This window comes from Clostridium sp. BIOML-A1 (assembly GCF_009874105.1).
Lineage (GTDB): Bacteria > Bacillota > Clostridia > Lachnospirales > Lachnospiraceae > Coprococcus.
The window spans coordinates 69,976-95,918 of the sequence record NZ_WWTL01000003.1; the positions used below are offsets into that span (position 1 = coordinate 69,976).

Consider the following 25,943-nt stretch of genomic DNA (forward strand, 5'->3'; position numbering starts at 1 on the left):
GAGTTTCTATGATTGGGGCGTGATCGCCCAGCACTTTGAAGCGATGCGGCTGCTTGGGGAGTTGCAGGGCACGATGAAGCCGCTGCCGTCCATTGACGGGCAGTTGAGCTTGATGACAGCAGGAGCAGAGGAACGAAAGCCCTCTGCGTTTACTTTCTCTCAGGAGATCATCGATGCTGTCCTCACCCGTGGCAGCGGCATTTCTGAGGGGAAAATGCGAATCTATGAGCAGTTCCAAAAGAGCCTGTCTGCAAAGGAAAACGCAGATTTTCTGAAAAATGAATACGGCTGGGGCGGAGTCTATCCGGCTATTGTCGGAGCCAATATTGATGAGCAGCACGACGGCAAAGGTATCCGTATTTCTAAAGGCATCGGAAGCGATAAACCTCATATCGACCTGAAATGGAGTCAGGTAGAGAAGCGCATTGCCGAGCTGATAAAACTCGACCGTTACCTGAACCCCAAGGAAAAGGCACAGTATCCTGAATGGTTGCAAAGGCAGGAGGAACGCCGAGCAGAGCTTGCCGAGGAACGCAGGAAGAGAGAAATCTTGTCTACCGCACCTTCCGAAAAGGCAGAGCCGAAAAATGAGCGATATGAGTACCACCTCGGCAGCACCGTCTATCTCGGCGCAAACGAGTATGAAATCCTGTCCTTTGATGATGAGCGTGTAATGCTCTATGATACGCAGTTTCCGCTTTTCAACAAGGAAATGACGAGAGCAGAGTTCGACAGCAAGGTGCAGGAGAACCCGCTGAATGACCATTTGAAGGTCGCTATTAAACAGCCCGAAGAAAAGGCGGTCGAGTATGACATCGGGATGGGCTATCTCGGCAACGGACTGACCGTTTGGAACCGTGCCGTGGAGGTCAATGGGGACTATCAGAACATTGCCCACATCTCCCCCGAAGGTGAGATCACCTTCTATGTGCAGGACTTGCCGCAGCGCGTTGTGGAGCGTATCAGACAGGCGGCAGAAAGAGAAAAGCCAAAGGATGCTGCTTTGCCGGAGTTCTATCAGGCGTATCTTAAAACCAAAGCAGACAATCCGGGTAGCCTTTTGCTGTATCAGGTGGGCGATTTCTTTGAAGCCTATGCTGATGATGCAGAAGTCGTAGGGACAGCTCTTGACTTGGTGCAGACTACCCGTGCCGTCGATCACAACACCCGTGTCCCAATGGTAGGATTTCCGCAGCACCGCTTGGAAACCTACCTTACAATGCTGACCGACAGAGGGTACGATGTTGAGGTCAACTCTTTGGAGGACGGCGAACGCAGTACCCGTACCGTGGTTTCCACCACAAAGGAAGCTCCAGTCGAGTCCAAACCTATCGGCAGGATCGACTATCTCGGCACGGACGGCAAGGTCGGTGAAAGCATCGAGTACACCAGTCCTTATCAGTTTGAGAAGGACATCAAGGAGGAAAATTACTACGGTGTGCCGATGAGCATTGTTCTGTATAAGGACAAGGACGGCAACACGATTCCGCACGGTTTTATCGCACAGCTTGACCCACCGCCCAAGGGCTTTGAGATCATCGACAGCCCGTATCTTACGGAACGATTTGCCGTCATTGAAACAGAAAACGGCTATGCGGTCTGGGATGAAACCCGCAGCGCAATCTATGTAGACGAGGAGGGCGTCAGTGAGGAGTTTGCCAGCGAATGGCAGGCAAACGACTATCTGAAACAGCTTCAAGGGATTCCTCCCATTGAGCGTACCGAAGCCTCCCTTGATACGGCGAAGCATCTCATTGATGATTTTTGCCGTGAGGAGTATCAGCGTGAGGATGGTGCGGACTACACCGATCTTACCAATGTAGGTATTGCCTACACCACCACAGAGGATGACAAGCACGAAATACAGGCAAGGGTCAATCTTGTGGATTTCCGCATCGAAACTCTTGCAGATGGCAAGGTCGTCCGCAGTGAGCAGTATGCGTCCCTTGAAGAACTGACCGAAAAAGGACTGCAAGCACTGTCCTTTGACGACCTTGTTTATCTCTCCGAGGAAGAACTTGCACAGGTAGAAGCACCCCTTACCCCTGTTTGGGAGCATCCGAAGAAAAGCCGGGTGCAGACCTTTGATATTCATCCCGAAATCCCAATGGCAGACCGTCATACCTTTGACCTTGCTTCTCACGAGGTCGAGGAGGTCAACAAGAAAGAGCGCTTCCACCGCAACTATGCAGCGATCACCGTTCTGAAAAGGTGTCAGGAAGAAAACCGCTTCGCCACACCGGACGAGCAGATCATTCTTTCCAAGTATGTTGGCTGGGGCGGTATTCCCGAAGCCTTTGATGAGCGAGCCGGTTCTTGGCAGACAGAGTTCGGGATGCTTAAAAACATCCTGACACCGGAGGAATACGCTTCCGCAAGGGAAAGCACTCTGACCGCTTTCTACACGCCGCCAACGGTTATCAATGCCGTGTATAAGGTGATGAAACAGCTTGGCTTCCGTGAGGGCAACATCTTGGAACCGTCCTGCGGCATCGGGCATTTTATCGGTATGCTTCCCGAAGAAATGAAGGAAAGCAAGATCTACGGTGTGGAGCTGGATACGGTTTCTGCCGGCATCGCACAGCAGTTATATCAAAAGTCCTCTATCGCCGCACAGGGCTTTGAGGAAACCAACCTCCCCGACAGCTTTTTTGATGCCGTTGTGGGGAATGTACCCTTCGGGGATTTCAAAGTCCCTGACAAGCGTTACGACAAGCACAAGTTTCTCATCCACGACTACTTCTTCGCCAAATCCTTGGACAAGCTCCGTCCGGGCGGCGTAATGGCGCTCATTACGAGCAAAGGCACAATGGACAAGGAAAACTCCGCTGTCCGTAAGTATATTGCTCAGCGAGCTGACCTGCTTGGTGCTATCCGTTTGCCGAACAACACCTTTAAGGGAAATGCCGGGACGGAAGTCGTTTCGGACATTCTTATTCTGCAAAAGCGTGACCGCATTGTGGATATAGAGCCGGATTGGGTACAGCTCGGAACGGATGAAAACGGTATCCTGATGAACAGCTACTTTGTTGAGCATCCCGAAATGATACTCGGAGAGATGAAAATGGTGTCGGGGCGTTTCGGTCCCGAAGCCACCTGCGTCCCTTACGAGGGGGCAGACCTTGCGCAGCAACTCAGCGAAGCCGTTTCCAATATTCACGGTGAGTTGACTGCGTATGAGGTGGAGGATGAGCTTGCTGAGGAGGACAATTCCATTCCCGCAGATCCTACCGTCCGTAACTTCTCCTATACGGTGCTGGACGATAAAATCTACTTCCGAGAAAACAGCCGTATGGCTCCGGTGGAGGTATCGGCTACCGCAGAGAACCGCATAAAGGGTATGATCCGCATCCGTGATTCGGTCAGAACGCTGATTGAATTGCAGACGGAGGATTACCCCGACTCGGAAATTAAAGCGGAGCAGGAGCGATTAAACGCTCTTTATGATACCTTTTCGGGGCAGTACGGACTTATCAACAGCCGTGCCAACATCTCCGCATTTTCGCAGGACAGCTCTTTTTCTCTGCTCTCGGCTCTTGAGGTCTTGGGCGATGAAGGACAGCTGGAACGCAAGGCGGATATATTCTACAAGCGAACCATCAAGCCACACACCCCGGTCACTTCCACAGATACCGCCAGTGAAGCACTTGCCGTTTCTATGGGCGAAAAAGCCCGTGTGGATATGGATTATATGTGCGAGCTGACCGGCAAGACCGAAGAAGAAATCTTTGCGGACTTGAAGGGCGTTATCTTTCTGAACCCGTTGCACGGGTACGGCAATTCCACACAGGCAAAGTATCTGATGGCAGACGAATATCTCTCCGGCAATGTCCGGGAAAAGTTGGCATTTGCTCGCAGGTCAGCACAGCTCTACCCCGATGATTATACCGTCAATGTGGAAGCACTGGAACGGGTGCAGCCCAAAGACCTGACCGCCAGCGAGATTGCCGTTCGGCTTGGTGCTACTTGGCTGCCGACCGAAATTGTCGAACAGTTTATGTTTGAGTTCTTGGGTACACCGAGGTACGCACAGTGGAACATCAAGGTTCATTTCTCTGCCTATACCGGCGAGTGGAACATTGAGGGCAAGTCCTATGACCGCAGCAATGTGAAGGCATACAGCACCTACGGTACGGGACGCATCAACGCCTATAAGATCATCGAGGAAACACTGAACCTTAAAGATGTCCGCATCTTCGACTATGTAGAGGACGCAGACGGCAAAAAGAAAGCCATTCTGAACAAGAAGGAAACGGCAATCGCACAGGCAAAGCAGGAGCTGATCAAGCAGGGCTTTCAGGATTGGGTCTGGTCTGACCCTGAGCGCAGAGAACGGCTCTGCCGCCTTTACAACGATAAATTCAATAGCCTGCGTCCCCGTGAGTACGATGGAAGCCACATCGTTTTCAGTGGTATGAACCCGGAAATCGAGCTTCGGGAACACCAAAGAAATGCGGTGGCGCACATCCTATACGGCGGGAATACGCTGCTTGCACACGCCGTGGGCGCAGGGAAAACCTTCGAGATGGTTTCGGCGGCGATGGAGTCCAAACGGCTCGGATTGTGCAGTAAATCCCTGTTTGTCGTACCCAACCATTTGACCGAACAGTGGGCGGCGGAGTTTTTGCAGCTCTATCCATCCGCTAATGTGCTGGTGTCTACACGAAAAGATTTTGAAACAAAGAACCGCAAAAAGTTCTGCGGCAGAATTGCCACCGGCGATTACGATGCCATCATTATCGGGCATTCGCAGTTCGAGAAAATACCGATGTCCATTGAACGGCAGCGGGCGATCCTCGAACAGCAGCTTGATGAAGTTACGGAGGGCATTACGGAACTGAAAAAGAACCGTGGAGATAACTTCTCCGTAAAACAACTGGAACGCACAAAGAAATCTGTCAAGCAGAAGCTCGATAAGCTCAACGACCAATCCAAAAAGGATGATACAGTGACCTTTGAGGAGTTGGGTGTAGACAGACTCTTTATCGATGAGAGTCACTACTACAAGAACCTGTTTCTTTTTACAAAAATGAGGAATGTAGGCGGCATCGCCCAAACCGAAGCGATGAAATCCAGCGACCTCTTTATGAAATGCAGGTACTTGGACGAGTTGACCGGAGGGCGTGGGGTAGTGTTTGCGACAGGAACGCCGATCTCCAATTCAATGGTCGAGCTTTACACCATTCAGCGGTACTTGCAGTACAACACCCTTGTTCAGAACAACTTGCAGCACTTCGATGCCTGGGCTTCCACTTTCGGAGAAACCATTACGGCAGTAGAACTAACACCCGAAGGAACGGGATACCGAGCCAAAACACGCTTTGCCCGCTTCTACAATTTACCGGAGCTGATGGCGATGTTCAAGGAAATCGCAGACATCAAAACAGCGGATATGCTCGACCTGCCAGTGCCGAAAGCGGTCTTTCACAATATCTCGGTGAAGCCTTCTGAAATCCAAAAGCAGATGGTAGCCGAGCTTGCGGAGAGAGCCGAGAGGGTACGAAACGGTATGGTTGATGCCAAGGAAGATAATATGCTCAAGATCACCAACGACGGCAGAAAGCTGGCTCTTGATCAGCGACTTATCAATCCGTTGCTCCCCGATTTTGAGGACAGCAAGCTCAACGCCTGCGTGGACGCTATGTTTGAAACTTGGGAGCGTGGCAGTGAAAAGCGGTTGACCCAGCTATTTTTCTGCGACCTGTCTACGCCGAAAAACGATGGCTCCTTCAATGTCTATGACGACATTCGACAGAAGCTGATTGCCCGTGGCGTACCCGCCGATGAGATAAAGTTCATCCACGAAGCAGATACCGAAGCAAAGAAGCTGGAGCTGTTCAAGAAGGTACGCCGAGGGGATGTCCGCATCCTGATGGGCAGTACGCAGAAGATGGGAGCCGGTACGAATGTGCAGAACAAACTTGCCGCATCCTCCGATCTCGATTGCCCGTGGCGACCGTCTGACTTGGAACAGCGGCTCGGCAGAAGCATCCGGCAAGGCAACGAAAATGCAGAGGTTCACATCTACCGTTTTGTAACGGAAGAAACCTTTGATGCCTACTTATATCAGCTCGTGGAAGGCAAGCAGAAGTTCGCTTCGCAGATAATGACCAGCAAATCGCCGGTACGCTCCTGCGAAGATATTGACGAAACCGCACTGTCCTATGCTGAAATCAAAATGCTGGCGACCGGCAATCCCCACATCAAAGAGAAGATGGACTTGGACATTCAGGTTCAGAAGTTGCGGCTCTTAAAGTCCAGCTTCCTTTCCGAAAAATATGCTTTGGAGGATAAGATCATCAAGTTCTATCCGCAGGAGATCGCACGGCGAGCTGATGTAATTGCGGGACTAAAATCCGATATGGAAAGAGTGGCAGAGCACCCGAAGCCGTCTGATGAAACCTTTGTTGGTATGACAGTCAAGGGTGCTTTCTATTCAGAGAAAGCGGATGCCGGCAACGCCATCTTGGAGGCGTGTAAGACAATGACAAATCCCGACCCCATCCCCCTTGGTGAGTACCGTGGCTTTACGATGGAGCTGTACTTTGAAGCAAGAGAATACAAAGTGCGGCTCAAGGGTGAGCTTGGCTATCCCGTAACCCTCGGCACGGACACCTTCGGCAACATCACCCGTTTGGATAATGCGCTGGAGGGACTTCCAAAGCGTTTAGAGATGAACGAAATGGAGCTGGATAACCTAAAAAAGCAGTTTGAAACTGCGAAGGTCGATGTGGAAAGACCGTTCCCGCAGGAGGAAGAATTGAAAGCCAAGACCGACCGGCTGAACGAACTCAACGCCCTGCTCAATGTGGATAAGCGTGAGAACGAGATCGTCGGCGGTGAACCCGATGAGGGTGATGAATCGCCCGAAAAGAAACCGAAGGACTTGGAACGCTGACTAATGCGGTATGGGAATGATCTCATACTGCCGACACATAGCCGCTTGGTTTTCAAAAGAAATCAGGCGGCTATTTCTATTTTGAAGGAGGTGTTCGTTATGAACGAAACAGATTACAACGCTCGACTTTACGAGAAAATGAAAGCCGAACAGGACAAATACCGGGACTGGCTTGTGCGTCAGGAGCCGTGCGAAATTCTCAATCATACCTACGAATACACGATGCGGGAGGACATCGTGATGTGTATGGAGGAGCTGGAGCTTGAGCCGGAAAAGGCAAGGGCTTTGCTTCGTTCCCCTTGTCCTCTGAGTGATGTGTATAAGGAGTTCCGGGACAGAGAAACCGAGCATATGGATACCATCCGGGACGCCATCGAAACGGAAGCGGATAAGAGCCTGCAACGGCAGGAGAAGAAACAGCAACGGGAAAGCAGGTGATTTTATGCCGTATATCCCCCCGGAGGTGGTAGAACAGGCACGGCAAATCGACCTGCTGACCTATCTGCAAAGCTGTGAGCCGCAGGAGCTTGTCCGCATTTCCGGAAACAATTATACCACCCGCACCCACGACAGCTTGAAGATTTCTAACGGCAAGTGGATGTGGTGGTCACAACGCATCGGCGGCTACAATGCCCTTGATTATCTTGTGAAAGTCAAGGGCTGTTCTTTTGTAGAAGCGGTCGAAACATTGATGGGAAAGACGGCGGTGATGCCGTCAGTGACGGTCAAACCCAAGCAGAAAACGGAGCCGAAAATCTTGCTTCTGCCGGATAAAAGTGCTTCCACAGATAAGATTACAGAGTATCTTTTCGGCAGGGGCATCGACTATGCCATCATCCAATACTGCATTAACAAGGGGCTGATTTTCGAGAGCCTGCCGTATCACAACCTTGTGTGCGTGGGCTTTGATGAGAAGAATATCCCTCGCTATGCGTCCTACCGAGCGACCAATGACCGCCGTGTTTTGGGTGACTGCTCCGGCAGTGACAAGCACTATTCTTTTCGGATCGCAGATAGCGACAGCGGCACGGTGCATCTCTTTGAGTGTGCCATTGACCTGCTTTCCTATGCGACGCTTGAAAAGATGGCGGGCAGAGATTGGCGTAAAGACAACCTCGTTTCCCTCGCTGGTGTGTATCTGCCCAAGGAGAGAATCGAGGACAGCACTACCCCTGCGGCTCTTGTGAAGTACCTCGATGAGAAGCCGCAAATCAAGAAAATTCTCCTGCACTTCGATAACGATAATGCCGGGAGAAAAGCCAGCCTTGCGCTGAAAACCATATTGCCGAGCAAGTATGAAGTCATTGACAGCCCTCCGCCCTGCGGCAAGGACTACAATGACTTTCTTTGTTTCCAGCTCGGTATCCACCGCAACAAAACAAAAGAAAGGACGAATGAACGATGACTGAGTTTAGCATTTATCAGATCAACACAGATCGGGACGACAACCGTGTCTGCTTCTTGGGGCTGGATACCCTTGAACGATTCCAGCACTCCAAGGCGGTCGATCCCGCCCTCTATGACCGAGTTTATGACGGGAAACTCGATTGCAATTCCCTCGAAACCATCTATGAGAAGTTCAATATCGACCATCCCGCCGACTACAAAGGACGCTCTCTTTCTGTGTCGGATGTAGTCGAAATCAGGGAGAGCGACACCCTGAATCCCAGCTTCTACTTCGTGGACAGCATCGGGTTCAAGGCGATTTCTTTCGACAAAGCGCTCTGCAAGGAACCGGTAGAAGCAGGCAGCGGAAAGATTTCCGTTCTGCTTGTTGAGCCGAACAAGTATCCCAAGATGATTGAGATCGACGATACCTTGGAGGCGATGCAGACAGTGGTCGGCGGCGATATTGAGGAATATATGCCCTTTGAGGATGAGGTCGCCATCATCTGCAATGAAGAGGGCAAGGTCAATGGACTGACCCCGAATCGGGCGGTTTATGGAGAGCCACAAGCCGTTGAAATGACCTTTGCCGAGATGCGTAACCGCTTTTGTGAAGCGGAAAATGAGGGCAAAGAACACCTTTCCGGCTATATCGTTTTCACGCAGGACAGCTTTGACAAGCCATACGATGAGAGGTCAAGAACCTATGGCGTCAGCTCCAACAACAAGGCGTTTCAGGCTGGAATGGGTGGCTATTCCATCTTCGGGTCGTGCCTTGACGGAACTGACCCGTGCGTCAGACTGGACGGTTATATGTTTGGCGAGAACGCTTGGAAAATTGAAAAGTGCTATATGATGGAGCCTTCCCGTGAGATGCTGGACATTATCTGCGGGAAGTTTTTTGTTGCCTATGCTCCCTTTGATGCAGAGAGGTTCCAGTCCCTCCCGCCTGACCTTGCGGAGAAATACCGTGAGAAATTCAAATTCCCCGAACGCTTTATGAGAGTCAACAATGAGATCGTAGCTGTGCCTTTTAAGCCCGCCAGGGCGGACAAAGAACGCTGATCTCAATGAGAACGGGGTTCCCCCGAACGCTCTGTATTATCTTAACGAGCAGACTGTTTTTACTCCTACCGGGCAAAAACAGTAAATCGCTCGTTAGGGGAACCCCCTAATACCCCGTGCAAGAAGCACAACACATTTCAAAAGAAAGGATGAAATCCATTTATGAAAAGAACGATCAAGAAGCAGTTTTGGTTTTCCCGTGACGAAGCGCAGGACTTGCAGAAGAAAGCAAAGAAAACCTGCCTGTCTGAAGCGGCGCTCGTCCGTCTGTTGCTCCGTGGATATGAGCCGAAGGAGAAGCCTGATGACCGTTTCTATGATGCGATGCGGGAGTTCTCCGCCATCGGCAATAACATCCATCAGATCTCCGTTAAGGCAAATGCACTCGGCTTTATCGACACGCAGAAGCTGAACAGTGAGTTGGATCGCCTGCACAAGTTTCAGGCAGATATGGAGCGTCAGTTTCTTCGTCCCGGTGAGAGCAACCTGAAATGGCAGTAAGTAAGCTGTGGCCGGTCACGGTTCGCCTTGCGACCGTTCTCGACTACGCTTCCAATCCTGAGAAAACCACAAAGTCAAAGTCGAAGTACAGCGACGCCGATTATCAGGCACTCCGTGATGTAGTCGCCTATGCAAAGGACGGAGAGAAAACAGAACGGGAGCTGTTCTGCGAGGGCATCCACTGTAATCCGCAAACTGCCCGTGAGCAGTTCATCACGGTGAAAGAGCAATTCGACAAGCCGGATGGCATCCAAGCCTATCACGGTTATCTCAGCTTTGAGGAAACCGACATCACCCCGGAGCTTGCACAGCAGGTTGGTATGGCGTTCGCAGGAAGAATGTGGGGCGACCGGTTTCAAGTCCTTGTGACAACGCATCTGAATACGGAGCATCTTCACTGCCACTTCGTTGTGAACTCCGTTTCGTTCAGGGACGGCAAGCGATTGCAGAACAAAGAGAAAGCGTGGTGGTACTTCCGCCATATTGCCGATGAGGTCTGCTTGGGACACGGACTGTCTGTGGTACAGAACCCGGAAGCCTATCAATCGCCCCGCATCCTGACGCAAAAGGACAAAGCCGGTATGCCTACACGCTACAACCTCGCCCGTGCCGCCTTGGATGAAGCCATTGCAATGAGCCACAATCTTCGACAGCTTGAATATCATTTGTCCGAGATGGGCTACACCCTCGGCTCTAATCCCAAACGGAAGTATTGGACAATCAAAGGCAAGGGCGATGAACGCCCCATCCGACTGCACAGGCTCGGTGATGAATACACCAAAGAGCGCATTACGCAACGGCTCATTGAAAACCGTGATAACATCGACTTCGAGCCGTTCCAGCCGAAAATCTACCGACCGAAGCAATACCGGCTCAGAACACGGAGCGACAGAATTGGAAAAGTCGGCGGTATGTATGGGCTGTACCTTTACTACTGTTACCGGCTCGGCTATCTGCCGAAGTACAAGGCAGGACAACAGAATCACGCACGAGTTCACTACCTTTTCAAAGAAGATTTGATGAAGATAGATGAACTCACCAAACAAGTCACGCTGCTCGGCAAGCACCACATCGGTACAGACGAGCAGCTTTTTTCATATCAGCACTCGGTCGAGGAGCAAGTCAAGACCTTAACTGCCGACAGAACGCACCTCCGAAATGAAATACGAAAAGTGAACATCACAGATGCAGAGCTGTCACAGGCAAAGGCAAGTATCTCGCTTCTTACCGAGAAGTTGAAGGAACTACGCAAGGAAGTCAAGCTCTGTCAGGACATCGCCATCCGTTCCAAGGTCATCGAGGAAAAGGTAGATGCAGTCCGGACAGAGGAAGAAAAATCAAAACGAAAGGAGAACCGCAACTATGAACAACGGCGGTGATGCGGCTGAACAGGTCGTCAGGCTCTCGCTTGAAGGCTTTGAGGTCGCCGCAAAACTTACAGGCTCGGCGGCAAAGAATGTCGCCCTGCTTCTCGTGTCCGTGCTGAAGCAGGAACAACAGACCAAAGGCAAGGCACGGCTCACTAATATGATCAAGTCCGGCAAGGAACTGAAAGTCTTTTCTATCCCGAACAAGGACTTGGCACAGTTCACCAAACAGGCAAAGCGCTATGGCGTTCTCTATTGTGTCCTGAGAGATAAGAGCGCCAAGGGAGATGATGTACCCGTGGATATTATCGCCCGTGCAGAGGACGCTTCCAAAATTCAGCGCATTGTGGAACGCTTCGAGATCGGCAAGGTCGATAAGGCAGGCGTTATCACGCAGGCGGAGCAGGACAAGGCTGACCGTGAAGCGGTGGCACGGGAAGTTCCGACAAAAACCAAGGGCGAGATCATCGTGGAGGAAGCAATGGGAAAGCCTTTGCAGAAAGAAGGTCAGTCCCACGAAAACCCTACGGTCGCAAAGACGGAAAAAAGCCCTCCGTCCGAGCGAAGCTCCGAGATCAGCGGTACGGTTACTGACCGGGGTACAGCAAAGCAGGCAGACAAGAAGCCTTCCGTGAGAGAAAAGCTGGAACGCTACAAGACTGCTGCAAAAGCTGACAAAGAAGCAGACCGTGCCGAGCCTGCGCTTTCCAAGGAGAAAAGCAAGACTCCGGAACCGAACCGTCAGACGGTTCACACCCAGCCGAAAAAGCATAAGAAATCAAAAGAGAGGTAATCAGTTATGACTAACAATTTCACCCCCAAGAAGTCCGGGGCTGCGGCTCGTCCGCAGCTCTCCCCGGAGGAATACGCCGCCAAGAAAAAGGCGGAGAAGGATGCCGTGTATCAGATGATCGACGACACCGCTACTGAGATCGTCAGCGACCCCGACAAGTTTAGGGCATATCTCGATACGCAGGCACGAATGGATCGCTACTCTGCCGCCAACGCTCTGCTCATTTATAAACAACAGCCGCAGGCAACTCAGCTCAAGGATTTTCGTGATTGGCAGGAGGACGGCGTGAAGGTCAACAAGGGTGCTAAGAGCCTGTCCATTCTTGAACCTGTTGAATACACCAAGAATGACGGCTCTACCGGCATTGCCTACAATGTCAAGAAGGTATTCGATGTGGCGCAGACCAGCGGCAAGAAGCCTGCTGCACCCACCCTTGACCGTGACCCCCGAAAACTTGTGGCGATTATGCTCGACACGGCTCCCATTGATGTAAGCACTGTGGAGGAGCTGCCTTCTCCCAATATGGGGGCGTTCTATAAGAACGAGGATCAGACCCTTTATATCAAGAGGGACATTGGGAACAGCGTTGCGCTCTGCCAGTGCGTGGCACAGGAGTTGGGTCACGCTCAGCTTGCAATGAACTGCGAAGCATACAGCCGCAGGGATATGGGCTTCTCTGCCGTATGCGTTGGCTATATGCTCTGCCGCAAGTTCGGAGTGGATGTGAAGAACTTCGCCATTGACCGTATCCCGGAGGAGCTGGCGGGCAAGTCCCCCAAGGAAATCCGTGCGGAGCTTTCCAAGACCCGTTCTGCAATGAGCGAGATCGGCTCCCGTGTGTCGGAGGAAATCTACCGTCGCCGTGCTGACAGAAACAAGGAACAGGAAAGATGAGGTGTGAGCGATGAAAGAGGAACGCTATCACATCGCCTTGGACGATTATGAACACGGCGTAGTGATTCGAGCTTTGAACGATACCAAAACCGAACTGATGAATGAGGGTAAATCCACCGATGCCGTGGACGATCTTATCATCAAGGTCGGGTATGCCCCAAAGAAAAAGTTCAAGGTAGTGGAAAGAAAGGAATGCTCCTGTCGTGAATCGAGATAACGACAGACAGACATCCATCATTCTCGCCGTACTCGGCATCCTGCCGATTGCGTGGCTCGGACTTCTCATTGCACCATCCGTTAAGGGTGGCTTGCCGGAGATACTGCCGAGCTTGATGAATGTGATGAGCGACCCATTTCATATAGAGCTTTGCGAGGACAGCGTAAAAACTGTCCTCGTTTTGCTTCTCTGCTATGGAATGGGCATCGGCATCTATTTCTCGACACGCAGGAACTACCGACGCCGGGAGGAACACGGCAGCGCAAAATGGGGCAATGCCAAAGCCGTGGACAAGAAATACCGGCAGAACCCACCGACCGAAAATAAGCTGATGACGCAGGCAGTCCGTATCGGACTCAACGGCAAGAAACACCGCCGCAATCTGAACACCCTTGTCTGCGGCGGTTCCGGTGCCGGTAAGACACGCTTTTACTGCAAACCGAATCTGATGCAGGCAAATACCAGCTTCGTGATTCTTGACCCAAAGGGCGAAATCGTCCGGGATATGGGAAATCTGCTGGAGAAAAAGGGCTACGAGATCAGAGTTCTCGACCTGATTTCAATGGAAAAGAGCCACTGCTACAATCCGTTTGTCTATCTCCACTCGGACAACGATGTGCAACGGCTTGTGACAAACCTGTTCAAGAGCACAACGCCAAAGGGGTCACAAAGTAACGACCCTTTTTGGGATACCTCAGCTTCAATGCTGCTGTCTGCTCTCGTCTATTATCTTCACTACGAAGCGCCGGAGGATGAGCAGAACTTTGCAATGGTAATGGAGATGCTGCAAGCGGCTGCCATCGACAATGAGGAAGATCCACGACCCTCGCCGCTGGACTGCCTGTTTGCCGATTTGGAGTTGGACAGACCCGACCACATCGCTCTGAAATACTATCGGTCTTATCACACCGGTTCGGCAAAGACCCTGAAATCCATTCAGATCACCCTTGCCGCAAGGCTTGAAAAGTTCAACTTGGAGAGCTTGGCGGCACTGACCTGCACCGATGAGCTTGACCTTGCTTCTATGGGCGAAAAGAAAGTGGCACTGTTCGCTATTATCCCGGACAACGATTCGAGCTTCAATTTCTTGGTCAGCATCCTTTATACCCAGCTATTTCAGCAGCTATTCTTTTCCGCTGACCATATTCACGGCGGTGCATTGCCAATTCCCGTTCACTTCCTGATGGACGAGTTCGCCAATGTCAGCCTGCCGGACGACTTCGATAAGATCCTTTCCGTTATGCGTTCCCGTGGCGTGTTTGTGTCCATCATTCTTCAGAACTTGGCACAGCTCAAGGCACTGTTTGAAAAGCAGTGGGAATCCATCGTCGGCAACTGCGATGAGTTCCTCTACTTGGGTGGCAACGAGCAGTCCACCCATAAATATGTGAGCGAATTGCTGGGCAAGGAAACCATCGACACGAACACTTACGGAAAGAGTTCCGGGCGAAGCGGAAACTATTCCACCAACTATCAGATCAGCGGTCGTGATATGCCATACTTGTTCGTGAAGAGTTCAGTTGCCTTGAATTTATCATGAACAGGGACACGATCAACTGGATTCTGAAAAAACTGAATACAGGAGGTCGAATATGGAGCATTTACCAAAGAAAATCCATCAAAACGGCATCAGCTACACGCTGGTGGGAGACTACTACATCCCCGATCTGGAGCTGCCGGAGGAAAGCCGCCCCATTGGGCGGTGGGGCCGGATGCACAAGGCGTTTCTGCAAGAACACCGGCCCGGCCAGTACAATGCACTGCTTCTGTCGGAAAAACTCTGGACATATCTTGCTGACCTGAACGAACAGGCCGCTGACCGGCTGGCGTGTATTGTCTCGCAGATGCAGGAGGCAGAGGGTGTCACCGAGGAACTGAAAGCCCGTGACCAGCTTGCGTGGGTCGGGGGCATGAACAGCATCCGCAGCCGGGCAGAGGAAATCATCCTGTCTGAGATGATTTTTGTCTGAGGGAGGTGGGCGCATGATTCTGGAAGAAATGTATAACGGCAGATTTTATCCCTGTGAAACGGTGGTCGCTGATTCATCGAGGTTCAAGCAGGCAGTCAAAGCCAGTGCCGCCCTGATGGACACTTTATCTGAGCGTCTGAGCAAAGAGGACTATGCACTGGTTGAAGAACTGCGGGAGCAGGTGGCAATCGCTCAATGTGAGGAAAACGAAAGCCACTTCAAATACGGCTTTTCGGCGGGGCTGCTTGTCCAGCAGGAAGCCCATGCGCAGATGTCGCAGAAAAACAAAGAATAGCATCTTCAATAGTGGCTGTTCCCAAACTGGGAACAACCACCACAACAGAATACTGCTTCATAAAAGCCATTTGCCAATCAACCGGCGGATGGCTTTTTTGCCGCTCCCGGATATGGAAATTTTACTTCCGCTTACGTCTGGCCTTGCGGTTGGGCGGGATGGGGCTGGCCTTTCCTCTCATATTGTTGGGGCTTTTGAGCTGCTTGGACAGGCTCAGTATCCGCAGGAATGCCGAGAAGTCCTCCGAGGAAATCTTCTCAAAGGGTATCTGCAACTTATCGCAGAACTCGTGGATCAGCATTTCTGTATCGCTGCCCTGTCCTATGGCCTGCTCAAATTTTTCCTTCACATCATCCAGCGTGGGCTGCGGGTCGGCGGTAGTCTTGTCCTTGCGGTGTGCCTCCCGGATGTCCCGGACGATGCTGTCCAGATCATCGTGCATGACGTGGCTGTAAAAATCGCTTTCCTGCACCTGCCCCAGTTCCAGCGTCCGCATATAGAGGTCATCTTCTCCGGGCGCATATTTGCTCATGACGGTCTGCCGGGTGGCCTCCAACACCAGATTCATCTGCTCCACCCGCATATTGGCGATCTGGTCGATACAGATTTCCATATCTATCATCAGCCGCCGGAAATTCGGGTGGGTAGCCAGTTCGCAGAGAAGCCGGTTGTTGATTTTGCCGCTGCTCAAAAGTTCCACCATATCATCACTCAGATGCAGAGATTGAAGTTCTGTGTTTGGGTGATTTTTATTTTCCGTCAGCCCCATCAGATAGTCGGTGGACACACCGTAAAAGTCCGCCAGCGTTGCAATCGCAAACGGGCTGATGTCCTTGTAGTCATCGGTTTCGTATTTTCCCAGCGCGGATTTAGACAGGCCGGTCTGCTCCGCCAGTTGTTCCAGCGTCAGGTGCTTGTCCACCACCCGCAGGTCTTTGAGCCGCTCCGGGATTGTCAGCTTTGCGTACATCCAAAGCCCCCTCTCTCGTTATCGTTTTTCAGTGATTACACCCATTATAGCACGATTCCATAAGCGTGGAAATATGCGGATTTCAAGCGTTTTTCCGACGTTTTGGATATACGGGAAAGGGCCTCTTTTTTCGGTAAACTGGTTCTTGCAGACAGGCACAGAACCTTGAAAATCGAATGACCGGCTGCAAGGGGTATGGCCTCCGGGGAAGTGACGCCAGGACAGAAATCGAGCGCACCAAAGAGGCCGATACGCCGGGAGAAATTCCGGGCAGGAGCGGCTTGCAGGCAGACCGGCGGACAGGAAACAAGTTTATCATGCGGGGCGTATGGCTCCGCAGCAAAGAAATGGAGGAAATCATTATGACACTGAGTATGAAAGAAAAGAAGATTCTCTACGCTTACGGCTGTCCCAGCCACCACAATACGGTGACACGGCTGAAATGGCTGACGGCCCTGACGGTTGACCCGGAGGCCAAACGCCGGATGCTGGGGCTGGCCCGGAAGGTGGAGACGGAGGTGGGCGAAAGCTGGTACGAGGATTTTTACCACCATCTGCGGATGGAGATGGACGAGTACCGCCGTCTCAAGCGCAGCCTGCGTGTGCTGAAATCTTACACTGATTATGAGGAGGATCTGTATGAGGAAGCTGTCTAAGTATGAGAAAGAAACTATCATCAACTGGAACGAGGCGGAGAACCTTGCCAGCATCTACACCTTCAACGCCAGCTTGAAGCGCAGGCTGGCTGATTTCAGCCGGAAATACCCGCTGCTGTGCCGGTTGGAGCGCAGCACGCCGGAGGGCAGCGTGACCTATGTGCTGGACAAGTCCCGGCTGTCGATCCGGCTGGTGCCGCCGTACAGCGAGGAACGGAAAGCCGCCGCAAGGGAGTACGCAAAGGAGCATGGCTTTCAGGTGGTGGGAGCGGAAGAAAAAATCGCTTGAAATCGGGGCGATTACGGTCAAAATGCCGGGTCTGCACCCGCTGTTTTGACTGGCAATCCCCGCAGGCGTATTCCGTATCCACTCCCCGCCTATGGGCGCAAATGTGCGGATACGGAGCCGGTGAAACTGGCAAACGCCGCTCCTGCGGTGGAAGCCAGCTTCGCCGGTGCGGGAGTACAGAGGGCAGCCAGCCCTTTGTGCCGGGGTGCAGGGGCGGCAGCGCACTGCTGGGGTCAAGGGGCAACGCCCATTGGCGGGTTAAGGGCGGCAGCCATTATCGGGTCAAGGACGAAGTGCCTTGGCGGGTTGAGGGCAGCCGCCCCATCGGGTCAAGGGTGAAACGCCTTGCCCAGGGAGAGTTGATGCCTGCGTCAACTCGTACTGGGTATTACCTGACGCAAAATTCGCAGGATTTGCGGCTTCGCCGCCCCTTCCCGGCCCCGCAGCATCTTCGCAGGAAGGAGGAAATCTGTTTGAAACTGACACGACACAATGGACGCTCCGGCAAGCATGGCACCTATAATCCCCGCCACAATGACCGCCGGTTTGATGTGGAGAACAGCGAACACATTGACGCAGAACGGGCAAGGCAAAATGTCTACTGGGACTGCTACCGGGGCTTTACCACCCATGAGTTCCGGGAGAACCCGGAGCAGTCGGATTTCAGCTTTGAGGAAATTGAGCGGATGTACTACTATGAGCATTACGGCGGCCATGTGGAGGCCCAGAACGCCCGGAATGAGAAAACCCGGCACACGGAGCGCAACCGCAGCGTGGAGGACTTGCTGAAAAACAACAAGACCTGCCCGGAGGAAAGCATCTACCAGATCGGCACGATGGGAGAATCCGTCCCGCCGGATACGCTCTTTTCCATCGTCAATGAATTTTATGAGGAATTTGAGCGCCGCTTCGGTTCCCATATCCACATCTTAGACTGGGCGCTCCATCTGGACGAGGGGACGCCCCACATCCATGAGCGGCACGTCTTTGACTGTGAGAACCGCTACGGGGAGCTGTGCCCCCAGCAGGAAAAGGCGCTGGAAGAACTGGGCATCCCTCTCCCAAACCCGGAGAAGCCCAAAGGCCGGAACAACAACCGCAAGCAGACCTTTGATGCGGTCTGCCGGACGCTCCTGTTTGACATCGCCAGACGGCATGGGCTGCATCTGGATCAGGAGCCGTCCTACGGTGGGAGGGAGTATCTGGAAAAGCAGGATTATATCCTGATGAAACAGAAGGAGCAACTGGCGGCGCAGGAGCAGAAGCTGGAAGAACTGACGCTCAAAATTGAGGACGTGGAGACACTGTTAGATGATGTTTCCGATGCGGCCTATGACAAGGCGGTGGAGGTCGTGACTGATACCGTCAGGCAGGAGACGCACAAGGAAGATATTCGTCTGGTGGAGGAATCGAAAAAATGGGTGCTTTCGCCGGAGCGCAAGGCTCCAAAGAAGGAGCGTGAGTACGCCGCCGCCCGTCTGGATGGGGTCATTAACAAGATTAAAAATGTCATGCAGACTGCTCTGGCGAAAATCCAGCGGACGCTGATGCAGCCGGAGGTCAAGCAGGCCGGAAAGGAGCAGGTCAAAAAGAAAGCCAAAGAATCCATTATGGATATGCTGGCAAAGGCAAAGATCAACGCAGACCGGGATAACCGGGAGCGTTGGGAACGGGAGGGGCGGATCGCCCCGAAAAAGAAACACGATATGGAGTTATGAGGCATCTGATTTTCTGTGGAAACCGGGTGCCTTTTTCTTTGTCTGGAGGTGAGAAAATCGAATGTGTTTGAAGCGGTGAAGCAGGCTGTCCCCACAAGGCAGGCTGCGGAGTTTTACGGGATACAGGTCGGCAGGAACGGCATGGTCTGCTGTCCCTTCCATGATGACAAACATCCCAGCATGAAGGTTGACCGCCGGTTCCACTGCTTCGGCTGTCAGGCGGACGGGGATGTGATTGATTTTACCGCCCGTCTGTTCGGGCTGAACAAAAAAGAGGCGGCCTTGAAGCTGGCGGAAGATTTCTCGGTCAGCTTTGACGCCAAAGGCCATGACCCGCCCCGCAGGAGGCCGGTCAAACGGAAAATCAGCGAAGAACTGCGCTACCGGCAGGCGGAGCAGAAATGTTTCCGGGTGCTGTGCGATTACCTGCACCTGCTGGAACGCTGGGAGAAGGAATATGCCCCGCATACGCCGGAGGAAGCATGGAACCCGCTGTTTGTGGAGGCACTGCAAAAGAAACCGTATACGGAGTATCTGTTGGATATTCTGCTGTCCGGCGGTATGGAGGAACGGGCCTGCGTGGTCGCTGAATACGGAAAAGAGGTGAGGAAGATTGAGCAGCGAATATCAGAGTTTACCGCCAGCCACCCGGCAGGCCGCCATGAGCGCAGCCGAAGCCTTAGCGCCGGAACAGAGCGTTGACGAAGTGCGGGAAAGCCTCTCTGTCACGGAGAAGGGCCAGCCCGCCAACACCATCGGCAACTGCCGGACGGTGTTCTGCCATGACCCGCTGCTGCGGGACGCCATACGGCTGAACCTCCTGACTGACCGGGTAGACATCGTGCGGAATTTGGGCTGGCGCAGGAACACCAGCGCCCTGACGGATACGGATGTGAAGTATCTACTTCTCTATTTTGAGCAGAACTACGGCCTGACCAGCGAGAAGAAAATGACGGCGGCCCTGTCCATCGTGGCGAATGAGAACTGCTACCATCCCATACAGGATGTATTAAACGGCCTTGTGTGGGACGGGACGCCCCGCATCCGCTCCTGTCTCCATCACTTCTTAGGTGCAGAAGTCAGCGACTATGTGGAGGAAATGCTGAAGCACTTCCTGCTGGGGGCCATCCGGCGGGTGTTTTCCCCCGGCTCCAAATACGAGGAAATGCTCTGTCTGGTGGGCGGACAAGGGGCTGGCAAGTCCAGCTTCTTCCGCCTGCTGGCGATCCGGGACGAGTGGTTCTCCGATGACCTGAAAAAGCTGGACGATGACAGGGTGTTTTTGAAGCTGCAAGGACACTGGATCATCGAGATGTCGGAGATGCTGGCTACCAGCAGCGCCAAAAGCATTGAGGAAATCCGTTCATTTATCAGCCGCCAGAAGGAAACTTACCGCACACCCTATGAGGCCCAGCCCAAAGACCGGCTGCGGCAGTGTGTGTTCGGCGGTTCTTCCAACACGCTGGACTTCCTGCCCCTTGACCGGGCCGGGAACCGGCGTTTCCTTCCCATCATGATTTACCCGGAGAATGCGGAGGTTCACATTTTGGAGGACGAGGACGCTTCCAGAGCCTACCTGTTGCAGGTCTGGGCGGAGGCCATGACGATTTACCGCAGCGGCCACTATTCCATGAAATTCAACAAGTCCATCCAGCGGCAGCTTGTGGAGGTGCAGAAGGATTTCATGCCGGAGGACACGGAGGCCGGGCAGATACAGGGCTTTCTGGAACACTACACCGGCAGCATGGTCTGCTCCAAACAGCTTTTCAAGGAGGCGCTGGGCCACACCTATGACGAGCCGAAGCGGTGGCAGCTTCACAATATCAACGAGATCATGAACACGGTGGTGACGGGCTGGAAGCCGTTCTCCAATCCGAGGATGTTTGCCGGATATGGCAGGCAGAAGGGCTGGGAACGGGACGTTTCCGGCAACGAACTGCCCGGCAACGAAGATGGATTTGTGGAACTGAGCGAGGAAGAATGCCTCCAGTTGGAACTTCCGAAGGAGTGGATCGCCTGAAAATGGCGGTCAGTTGCCGGGATGGTTGCCGCTTGGTTGCCGGGTTCGTTGCCGGGGATTTCCCTGTCTGGATGCGGGAAAAACCAGTAAATAAGGGATATTTTAATCATTATCTTTATCTCCGGCAACGAAAGCAACGAGATTTTTCAAGAAAATTCACAAAGTAAGATTTACAGGCCAGACGGTAGTTTACAGGTTTTCAGAGGTTCGTTGCCGGACTTCGTTGCCGGTGCTGCCGTCCGGCCTGTCTCTCTATGGAGGTAGCCTATGGAAAAAAGCAAAAATCAGAAGAATAAAGTCCGTTTTGTGGTGGTGCGGGAGTTCTCCGGGGAGAAGTCCATGCGGGAAGTCTTTGAGCAGCTCATTGAGCGCCAGACCTGCGAACACTTCGAGGAATGGCGGCATCAGCGGGAAATGGCAGAAAAAGCTGCGTAAAAACGGTTGATTCAGGGACAGGGACATGGTACTATAATGGTATCGTGTCCCTGTTCATAGAAGGAGAACGCTATGAGCAGGAAAAAACAAGTCTATGAGAAAATCACCGCTCTCTACTGCCGAATCTCTCTGGATGACGGCGGCGACAATGAGAGTATGAGCATCAGCAACCAGAAACTCATGCTCCGGGATTTCGCAGAAAAGCATGGGATGTTCCAGTATGAGTATTATGTGGATGACGGCTATACGGGCCGCAACTTCAATCGTCCCTCGTTCCAGCGCATGATCGCTGACATTGAGGCGGGGAAAATCGGCTGCGTGGTCACCAAAGACCTATCCAGACTCGGCAGGAATTATATCGAAGCTGGCAGCTATATCGAAATCTTTTTCCCCAAACACAATGTGCGCTATATCGCCATCACGGACGGCGTGGACAGCCTGACCCGTCAGGAGATGGACATTACGCCTTTTAAGAATATCCTGAACGATATGTACAGCCGGGATATTTCCAAAAAGGTGCTGGCGGGCATTACCACCCGCTCCCGGCAGGGAAAATTCTGCGGAGGGACGCCGCCCTTCGGCCTGATGCGTGACCCAGAGGACAAAGGGCATCTCATTATTGACCCGGAGACAGCGCCGATCATCCGCAAAATCTATGACTATGCCTTGGACGGGCTGGGCTGCATGAGGATTTCCAAACGGCTGATGGAAGAAAAAATCCCCATCACCCATGTCAAGGCCAACACGGAGTTTGACGCCAACTATTATTCCTGGGGCGGGGCGAGAATCAGCCATATCCTGCGGAATCCCTTCTATAAAGGCGCACATCTGGTCTTTCGGACGCACCAGAAGGGCATCCGCTCCAACACCTATGACATTATCCCCCGTGACCAGTGGGAAGTGATTGAGGGCTGCCATGAGGCGATTGTGACGCCGGAGGAATGGGAACAGGTGCAGGAACTGATTGACCGCAGGCCGACCATTCAGGGTAATTCCTGCCCCTTCTACAACCTGTTCCACGGCCTTGTCTACTGTGCCACCTGCGGGAAGTCCATGCAGGTGCGGTATGAGAAGGTGGGCCGAACCGGAAAGAACCGCTTCACCGGCAAGATGCGGGAACCGATTGACAAGGCGTACTATATCTGCCAGACTTACAACCGCATGGGCTGCAAGGTCTGCTCCAGCCACAAAATCGAGGCAAGGGGTTTGTACAATCTGGTGCTGAAGGATATACAGGAACTGGCGGCGCAGGCCATGAAGGACGCCGATGCGTTCTACCAGCGGCTCAGCCGCCGAATGGAGCGCCGGTATCTGGTGGACGCTTCTCAGACGGAGAAAGAACGCCAGCGGCTGGAAGCCCGGAATCAGGAAATTGACAGGATGTTTCTGAGCCTGTATACCGATAAGGCAAAAGGCATCCTGACCGAGCAGCGGTTTGTGAAGCTGACGGCGGCGCTGGAACAAGAGCAGGAATCCAACCAGAAGCGCCTGCATGACCTGGCAATGATGCAGAGCCGGGCGGATACCCAGGAGAGTGAAGTCCGCACCTTCATCAAGGAAATCCGGCGCTATGCCACCATCGAGGAACTGGATGAGGCAGTGCTGAACCGGCTTATCAGTAAAATCCTGATCGGCGAGGTTAAGAAGGTGGACGGCCAGAAGGTGCAGGAAGTCAGGATCGTGTATAACTTTGTCGGGGAAATCCCGGAGATTGCAGCGTAAATAGTTTGCCCCATCTCTCACAACCATTGAGGGATGGGGCTTTTATTTTGCCGTCGTCCGGCAGCATTATATTGATTGGGTTTACTCCATCCGCAACCGTTCCACTACGGTGCGTTTTGCCATCTCATGGCCGGTGATAACAGGAATACCAGCCCCAAGCAAGGCAAAGAGAGGGATGATGAACAGGAAGGGCGTGAGGTTCAGATGGTAGGTAAAAAACCAGAATAGTCCTTCCACCGCCTGGAAGGCAATCGGGCCCAACGTCAGCGTCAAAATCAGAGCCAGCCCTGCCGCCCCCAGAGCGTACAGCAATCCTTCCCAGATCAGCATAGCGCGCAGTTGCCGTCCGGTCATGCCCACGGCCTGGAGCACCGCCAGTTCCCTCTGACGTGCAATGATGCCAGTCAGGATGGCATTGAAGAAGTTCAGCACACCGACCAACCCAACGATGAAACTGAGCGCACCGCCCAGCAGCAGGAACATGGAGCGCATACTCTCAAATTCCCCAGCATAGGTGGCCTTGCTCTCGTAGTCCAGCTCCGGGTTGACGTTCTCAGTGTAATCCGCCAGGAAGGACTCCATGGCGGCGTTGGTCTCGTCGGTGGTGTCGAAGGCGTAGTACATCACATCCGACGTGCCGGTGTCCTGGACAAAGGTCTCGTCGTTCAGGATGAACTCATCGCTACCATAGTAGCGGTAGCTGAGGGCGAAGGGCACCGTCACCAGGGCCGCCACGGTGTAGTCAACGTCCCGGTACTTCACCGGCCGCTCCACCCAGTTGGCCCCGTCCGGCACATCCTCCAGGGAAGCCCAGACCTCGCCGGTGTCTGGGTCGTAATACTCGCTCTCCTCCACATAGCGGAGGGTGACGGTGTCCCCCAACCGGGCCCAGTGGGAGGCCATGTCTGCGTTTCCATAATCGTCCTCTGAGTATACGGCGGCGATAGCCCGGCTGCCCGGCTCGTAGAGGGCGGACAAATCTCCCTCCAGCACCGTCAGGTGGTCCAGGGCAAAATCGCTCATACCGGAGATCTGAACCCCGTCGGCCAGCAGGCCCGCCTCGTTCTTATCAGTCAGGCGTATCAGGTTGTCCATCTCCTCCGGGGTGTAGAAGTTCTGCTTGTTCTGCCGGAACCAGTCTTCGGTGACGTACTCCAGCACAGGAGAGGTCTGGTCGTACACCACGCCGCTGTCGGTGATGCCGCCCTGGGCGTCGATGTCATCAATGACGGACTGGGGCACGGCCTGTTCCGCACTGAACAGGGTGCTGGTCTGGAATTTTCCAGCATTGGCCACAATGAAATCGCTGGCGGTGAAATTGGACACATACTTGTCCATATCAAAGCCACCGGCAAAGTTCACCGTCACAGTAAGCAGCACCACCGCCAGTGACAGCGACAGCACCGTCACCACGGTCTTTCCCTTGCTGCGGCCCAGGTTGGCCCAGGCCATCGTGAAGGGACTGACCTTTCGGGCCTTCCGGCCCTTAACACGGGTCTTTTCGCTGCTGCCTTCGGTGTAGCGCACTGCCTCCACCGGGGAGACCCTGGCCGCCATCCGTCCCGGCTGCCGGCAGGAGATCAGCACCGTCAGCAGTGCGAAGGCCGCGGAAACGACAAAGATCCAGGGGCTTACAGAGGTCATTGGCATAATCCCGTTGAGCCGGGCCACAATCACCGGGGTTAGCTGCCCGCCGATCAGCCAGCCGATCACCAGCCCGATGGGGATACCAACAGCAGAGAGGGTCAGGGCTTGCAGACGGATGATCCGCCGCAGTTGCCGGGGGGTGGTGCCGATGGTTTTCAGAAGGCCATAGAACCGGATATCCCCGGCCACCGAGATCTGGAACACATTGTAGATGATGAGATACCCGGTGAAAACGATAAGCAGGATTACCCCGGCAATGGCCATGACCGTCATGGGGTCCACAATGTCGGACATCCGGGCCCCGGTGTAGCCCCAGTTGACGCCGGTATCAATGTAATTGTCCCCAGCGGTCTCGCTCTGGTAGCCGTGGTTTTCCAAAATTTGGTTCAAATCCCGCTCGATATGTCGGGAGTCGCTTTTCAGCATCACGTCCAAATTCCACCGGCCTGTCATGCCGTCATCAGGGCTGTCAGGATCTACGCCCACTTCCGCCAGGATTTCGTTCACCCGGCTTTCGGGAATCAGGACATGGTTCGCCACAATGGCCTCATCGTATTCCCACCAGCCACAGAGGGTGAAGGTTTGAGTGGTTTCGTGTCCATCTACGTCAAAAGTGAGGGTAAACTCGGCCCCGATCTCCGGCTTTATGCCCAGCAGTTCCAGTACATGGGTGTCGGTAGCAGCCTGGTCGGTGCCCTCCTGCGGCAAAGAGCCTTCCACCGGGTCACAGTACATCCAGTGGGCCTCGTTGGCGTCGGCAAAGCTCACCTCCACATGAGCTTTATTGAAAGGCGCCTCCCTAGGCATACCCAGGTATCTCCGTTCGCCCCACTGGCCGATGAGAGGATCATCCTTCAGTTCATCAAACTGCGCCTGGGTCATGTACTTAAATCCGCCGTGGGAGAAGCCGCCCACCTGTCGAAAATTGGATTGCTGAAACCCATCGTTGATGGACAAGGCGATGGTGAATAGAGAAGTAAACAGCATCGTTGTCAGGGCGATAGCCACAATGGCAATCAGATTGCGCGTGCGGCTTGCCAGCAGGCTTTTCCACGCCAAATGGCGAACACATTTTCGATTTGAAACTTTCATGGCTCTCC

At 53.3% G+C, this 25,943-nt stretch carries 20 protein-coding genes and 1 pseudogene; 19 read left to right on the top strand and 2 right to left on the bottom strand.

From position 1 onward, the window contains the following. The first annotated feature begins 820 nt into the window (after nt 1-820). From GT641_RS03070 to GT641_RS03125, 12 genes and pseudogenes are all read left to right on the top strand, one after another. Complete coding sequence (locus tag GT641_RS03070; protein ID WP_243143682.1) at nt 821-6,898, top strand: N-6 DNA methylase; 6,078 nt, start codon at nt 821-823, stop codon at nt 6,896-6,898. Nucleotides 6,899-6,997: 99 nt separating this feature from the next. Continuing rightward, nucleotides 6,998-7,312 (top strand): annotated as a pseudogene (locus tag GT641_RS03075) (DUF3848 domain-containing protein); the annotation flags it as partial. A 28-nt stretch (nt 7,313-7,340) separates the two neighbouring features. Beyond that, the gene (locus GT641_RS03080; RefSeq protein WP_161116799.1) at nt 7,341-8,303 is read left to right on the top strand and encodes a DUF3991 and TOPRIM domain-containing protein; all 963 of its coding nucleotides are present in this window, start codon (nt 7,341-7,343) and stop codon (nt 8,301-8,303) included. Beyond that, nucleotides 8,300-9,349 (top strand): YodL domain-containing protein, encoded by a 1,050-nt coding sequence (locus GT641_RS03085; protein ID WP_161116800.1) that lies wholly within the window; start codon nt 8,300-8,302, stop codon nt 9,347-9,349. Before GT641_RS03080 ends, GT641_RS03085 begins: the two co-directional genes overlap by 4 nt. Before the next feature lie 162 nt (nt 9,350-9,511). Beyond that, the gene (locus GT641_RS03090; protein ID WP_148341801.1) at nt 9,512-9,850 is read left to right on the top strand and encodes a plasmid mobilization relaxosome protein MobC; all 339 of its coding nucleotides are present in this window, start codon (nt 9,512-9,514) and stop codon (nt 9,848-9,850) included. After that, entirely contained in the window at nt 9,841-11,229 is a 1,389-nt protein-coding gene (locus GT641_RS03095; protein WP_161116801.1) for a relaxase/mobilization nuclease domain-containing protein, read from the top strand. Before GT641_RS03090 ends, GT641_RS03095 begins: the two co-directional genes overlap by 10 nt. Next, nucleotides 11,213-12,010 (top strand): PcfB family protein, encoded by a 798-nt coding sequence (locus GT641_RS03100; RefSeq protein WP_161116802.1) that lies wholly within the window; start codon nt 11,213-11,215, stop codon nt 12,008-12,010. Before GT641_RS03095 ends, GT641_RS03100 begins: the two co-directional genes overlap by 17 nt. A gap of 6 nt (nt 12,011-12,016) precedes the next feature. Further along, nucleotides 12,017-12,904 carry an ArdC-like ssDNA-binding domain-containing protein gene (locus GT641_RS03105; protein ID WP_161116803.1) on the top strand — a complete coding sequence of 296 codons (888 nt, stop codon included), beginning with the start codon at nt 12,017-12,019 and terminating at the stop codon, nt 12,902-12,904. Between the two features lie 10 nt (nt 12,905-12,914). Then, a complete protein-coding gene (locus tag GT641_RS03110) occupies nt 12,915-13,121 on the top strand; it encodes a hypothetical protein (protein ID WP_161116804.1) in 207 nt (68 codons plus the stop codon). Beyond that, complete coding sequence (locus GT641_RS03115; RefSeq protein WP_347562834.1) at nt 13,108-14,661, top strand: type IV secretory system conjugative DNA transfer family protein; 1,554 nt, start codon at nt 13,108-13,110, stop codon at nt 14,659-14,661. Before GT641_RS03110 ends, GT641_RS03115 begins: the two co-directional genes overlap by 14 nt. A gap of 52 nt (nt 14,662-14,713) precedes the next feature. Then, nucleotides 14,714-15,091 (top strand): TnpV protein, encoded by a 378-nt coding sequence (locus GT641_RS03120; protein ID WP_129873175.1) that lies wholly within the window; start codon nt 14,714-14,716, stop codon nt 15,089-15,091. Nucleotides 15,092-15,104: 13 nt separating this feature from the next. Continuing rightward, nucleotides 15,105-15,386 (top strand): DUF6809 family protein, encoded by a 282-nt coding sequence (locus GT641_RS03125; RefSeq protein ID WP_129873173.1) that lies wholly within the window; start codon nt 15,105-15,107, stop codon nt 15,384-15,386. A gap of 121 nt (nt 15,387-15,507) precedes the next feature. On the opposite strand, the gene GT641_RS03130 is transcribed toward GT641_RS03125, so the two are convergent. Next, nucleotides 15,508-16,356, bottom strand: a complete 849-nt coding sequence (locus GT641_RS03130; protein ID WP_129873171.1) for a helix-turn-helix transcriptional regulator — start codon at nt 16,354-16,356, stop codon at nt 15,508-15,510. A gap of 362 nt (nt 16,357-16,718) precedes the next feature. Between GT641_RS03130 and GT641_RS03135 the strand changes: the two genes are divergently transcribed. From GT641_RS03135 to GT641_RS03160, 7 genes are all read left to right on the top strand, one after another. Then, on the top strand, nt 16,719-17,012 hold the full coding sequence (locus tag GT641_RS03135) for a hypothetical protein (protein ID WP_055221216.1): 294 nt from the start codon (nt 16,719-16,721) through the stop codon (nt 17,010-17,012). Beyond that, a complete protein-coding gene (locus GT641_RS03140; RefSeq protein ID WP_015544885.1) occupies nt 16,996-17,301 on the top strand; it encodes a hypothetical protein in 306 nt (101 codons plus the stop codon). The genes GT641_RS03135 and GT641_RS03140 overlap by 17 nt, the downstream gene beginning before the upstream one ends. 473 nt (nt 17,302-17,774) lie before the next feature. Beyond that, the gene (locus GT641_RS03145) at nt 17,775-19,019 is read left to right on the top strand and encodes a serine/arginine repetitive matrix protein 2 (RefSeq protein WP_129873169.1); all 1,245 of its coding nucleotides are present in this window, start codon (nt 17,775-17,777) and stop codon (nt 19,017-19,019) included. 15 nt (nt 19,020-19,034) lie between these two features. Further along, nucleotides 19,035-19,721 carry a CHC2 zinc finger domain-containing protein gene (locus GT641_RS03150; RefSeq protein WP_129873167.1) on the top strand — a complete coding sequence of 229 codons (687 nt, stop codon included), beginning with the start codon at nt 19,035-19,037 and terminating at the stop codon, nt 19,719-19,721. Beyond that, nucleotides 19,681-21,039, top strand: a complete 1,359-nt coding sequence (locus GT641_RS03155; protein ID WP_129873165.1) for a virulence-associated E family protein — start codon at nt 19,681-19,683, stop codon at nt 21,037-21,039. Before GT641_RS03150 ends, GT641_RS03155 begins: the two co-directional genes overlap by 41 nt. Before the next feature lie 267 nt (nt 21,040-21,306). Continuing rightward, nucleotides 21,307-21,474 carry a hypothetical protein gene (locus tag GT641_RS12945; protein WP_173014769.1) on the top strand — a complete coding sequence of 56 codons (168 nt, stop codon included), beginning with the start codon at nt 21,307-21,309 and terminating at the stop codon, nt 21,472-21,474. A 72-nt stretch (nt 21,475-21,546) separates the two neighbouring features. After that, entirely contained in the window at nt 21,547-23,196 is a 1,650-nt protein-coding gene (locus GT641_RS03160; protein WP_129873162.1) for a recombinase family protein, read from the top strand. Nucleotides 23,197-23,277: 81 nt separating this feature from the next. Here GT641_RS03160 and GT641_RS03165 read toward each other — a convergent pair whose 3' ends face one another. Then, complete coding sequence (locus GT641_RS03165) at nt 23,278-25,935, bottom strand: ABC transporter permease (protein ID WP_154265427.1); 2,658 nt, start codon at nt 25,933-25,935, stop codon at nt 23,278-23,280. Nucleotides 25,936-25,943 lie beyond the last annotated feature (8 nt).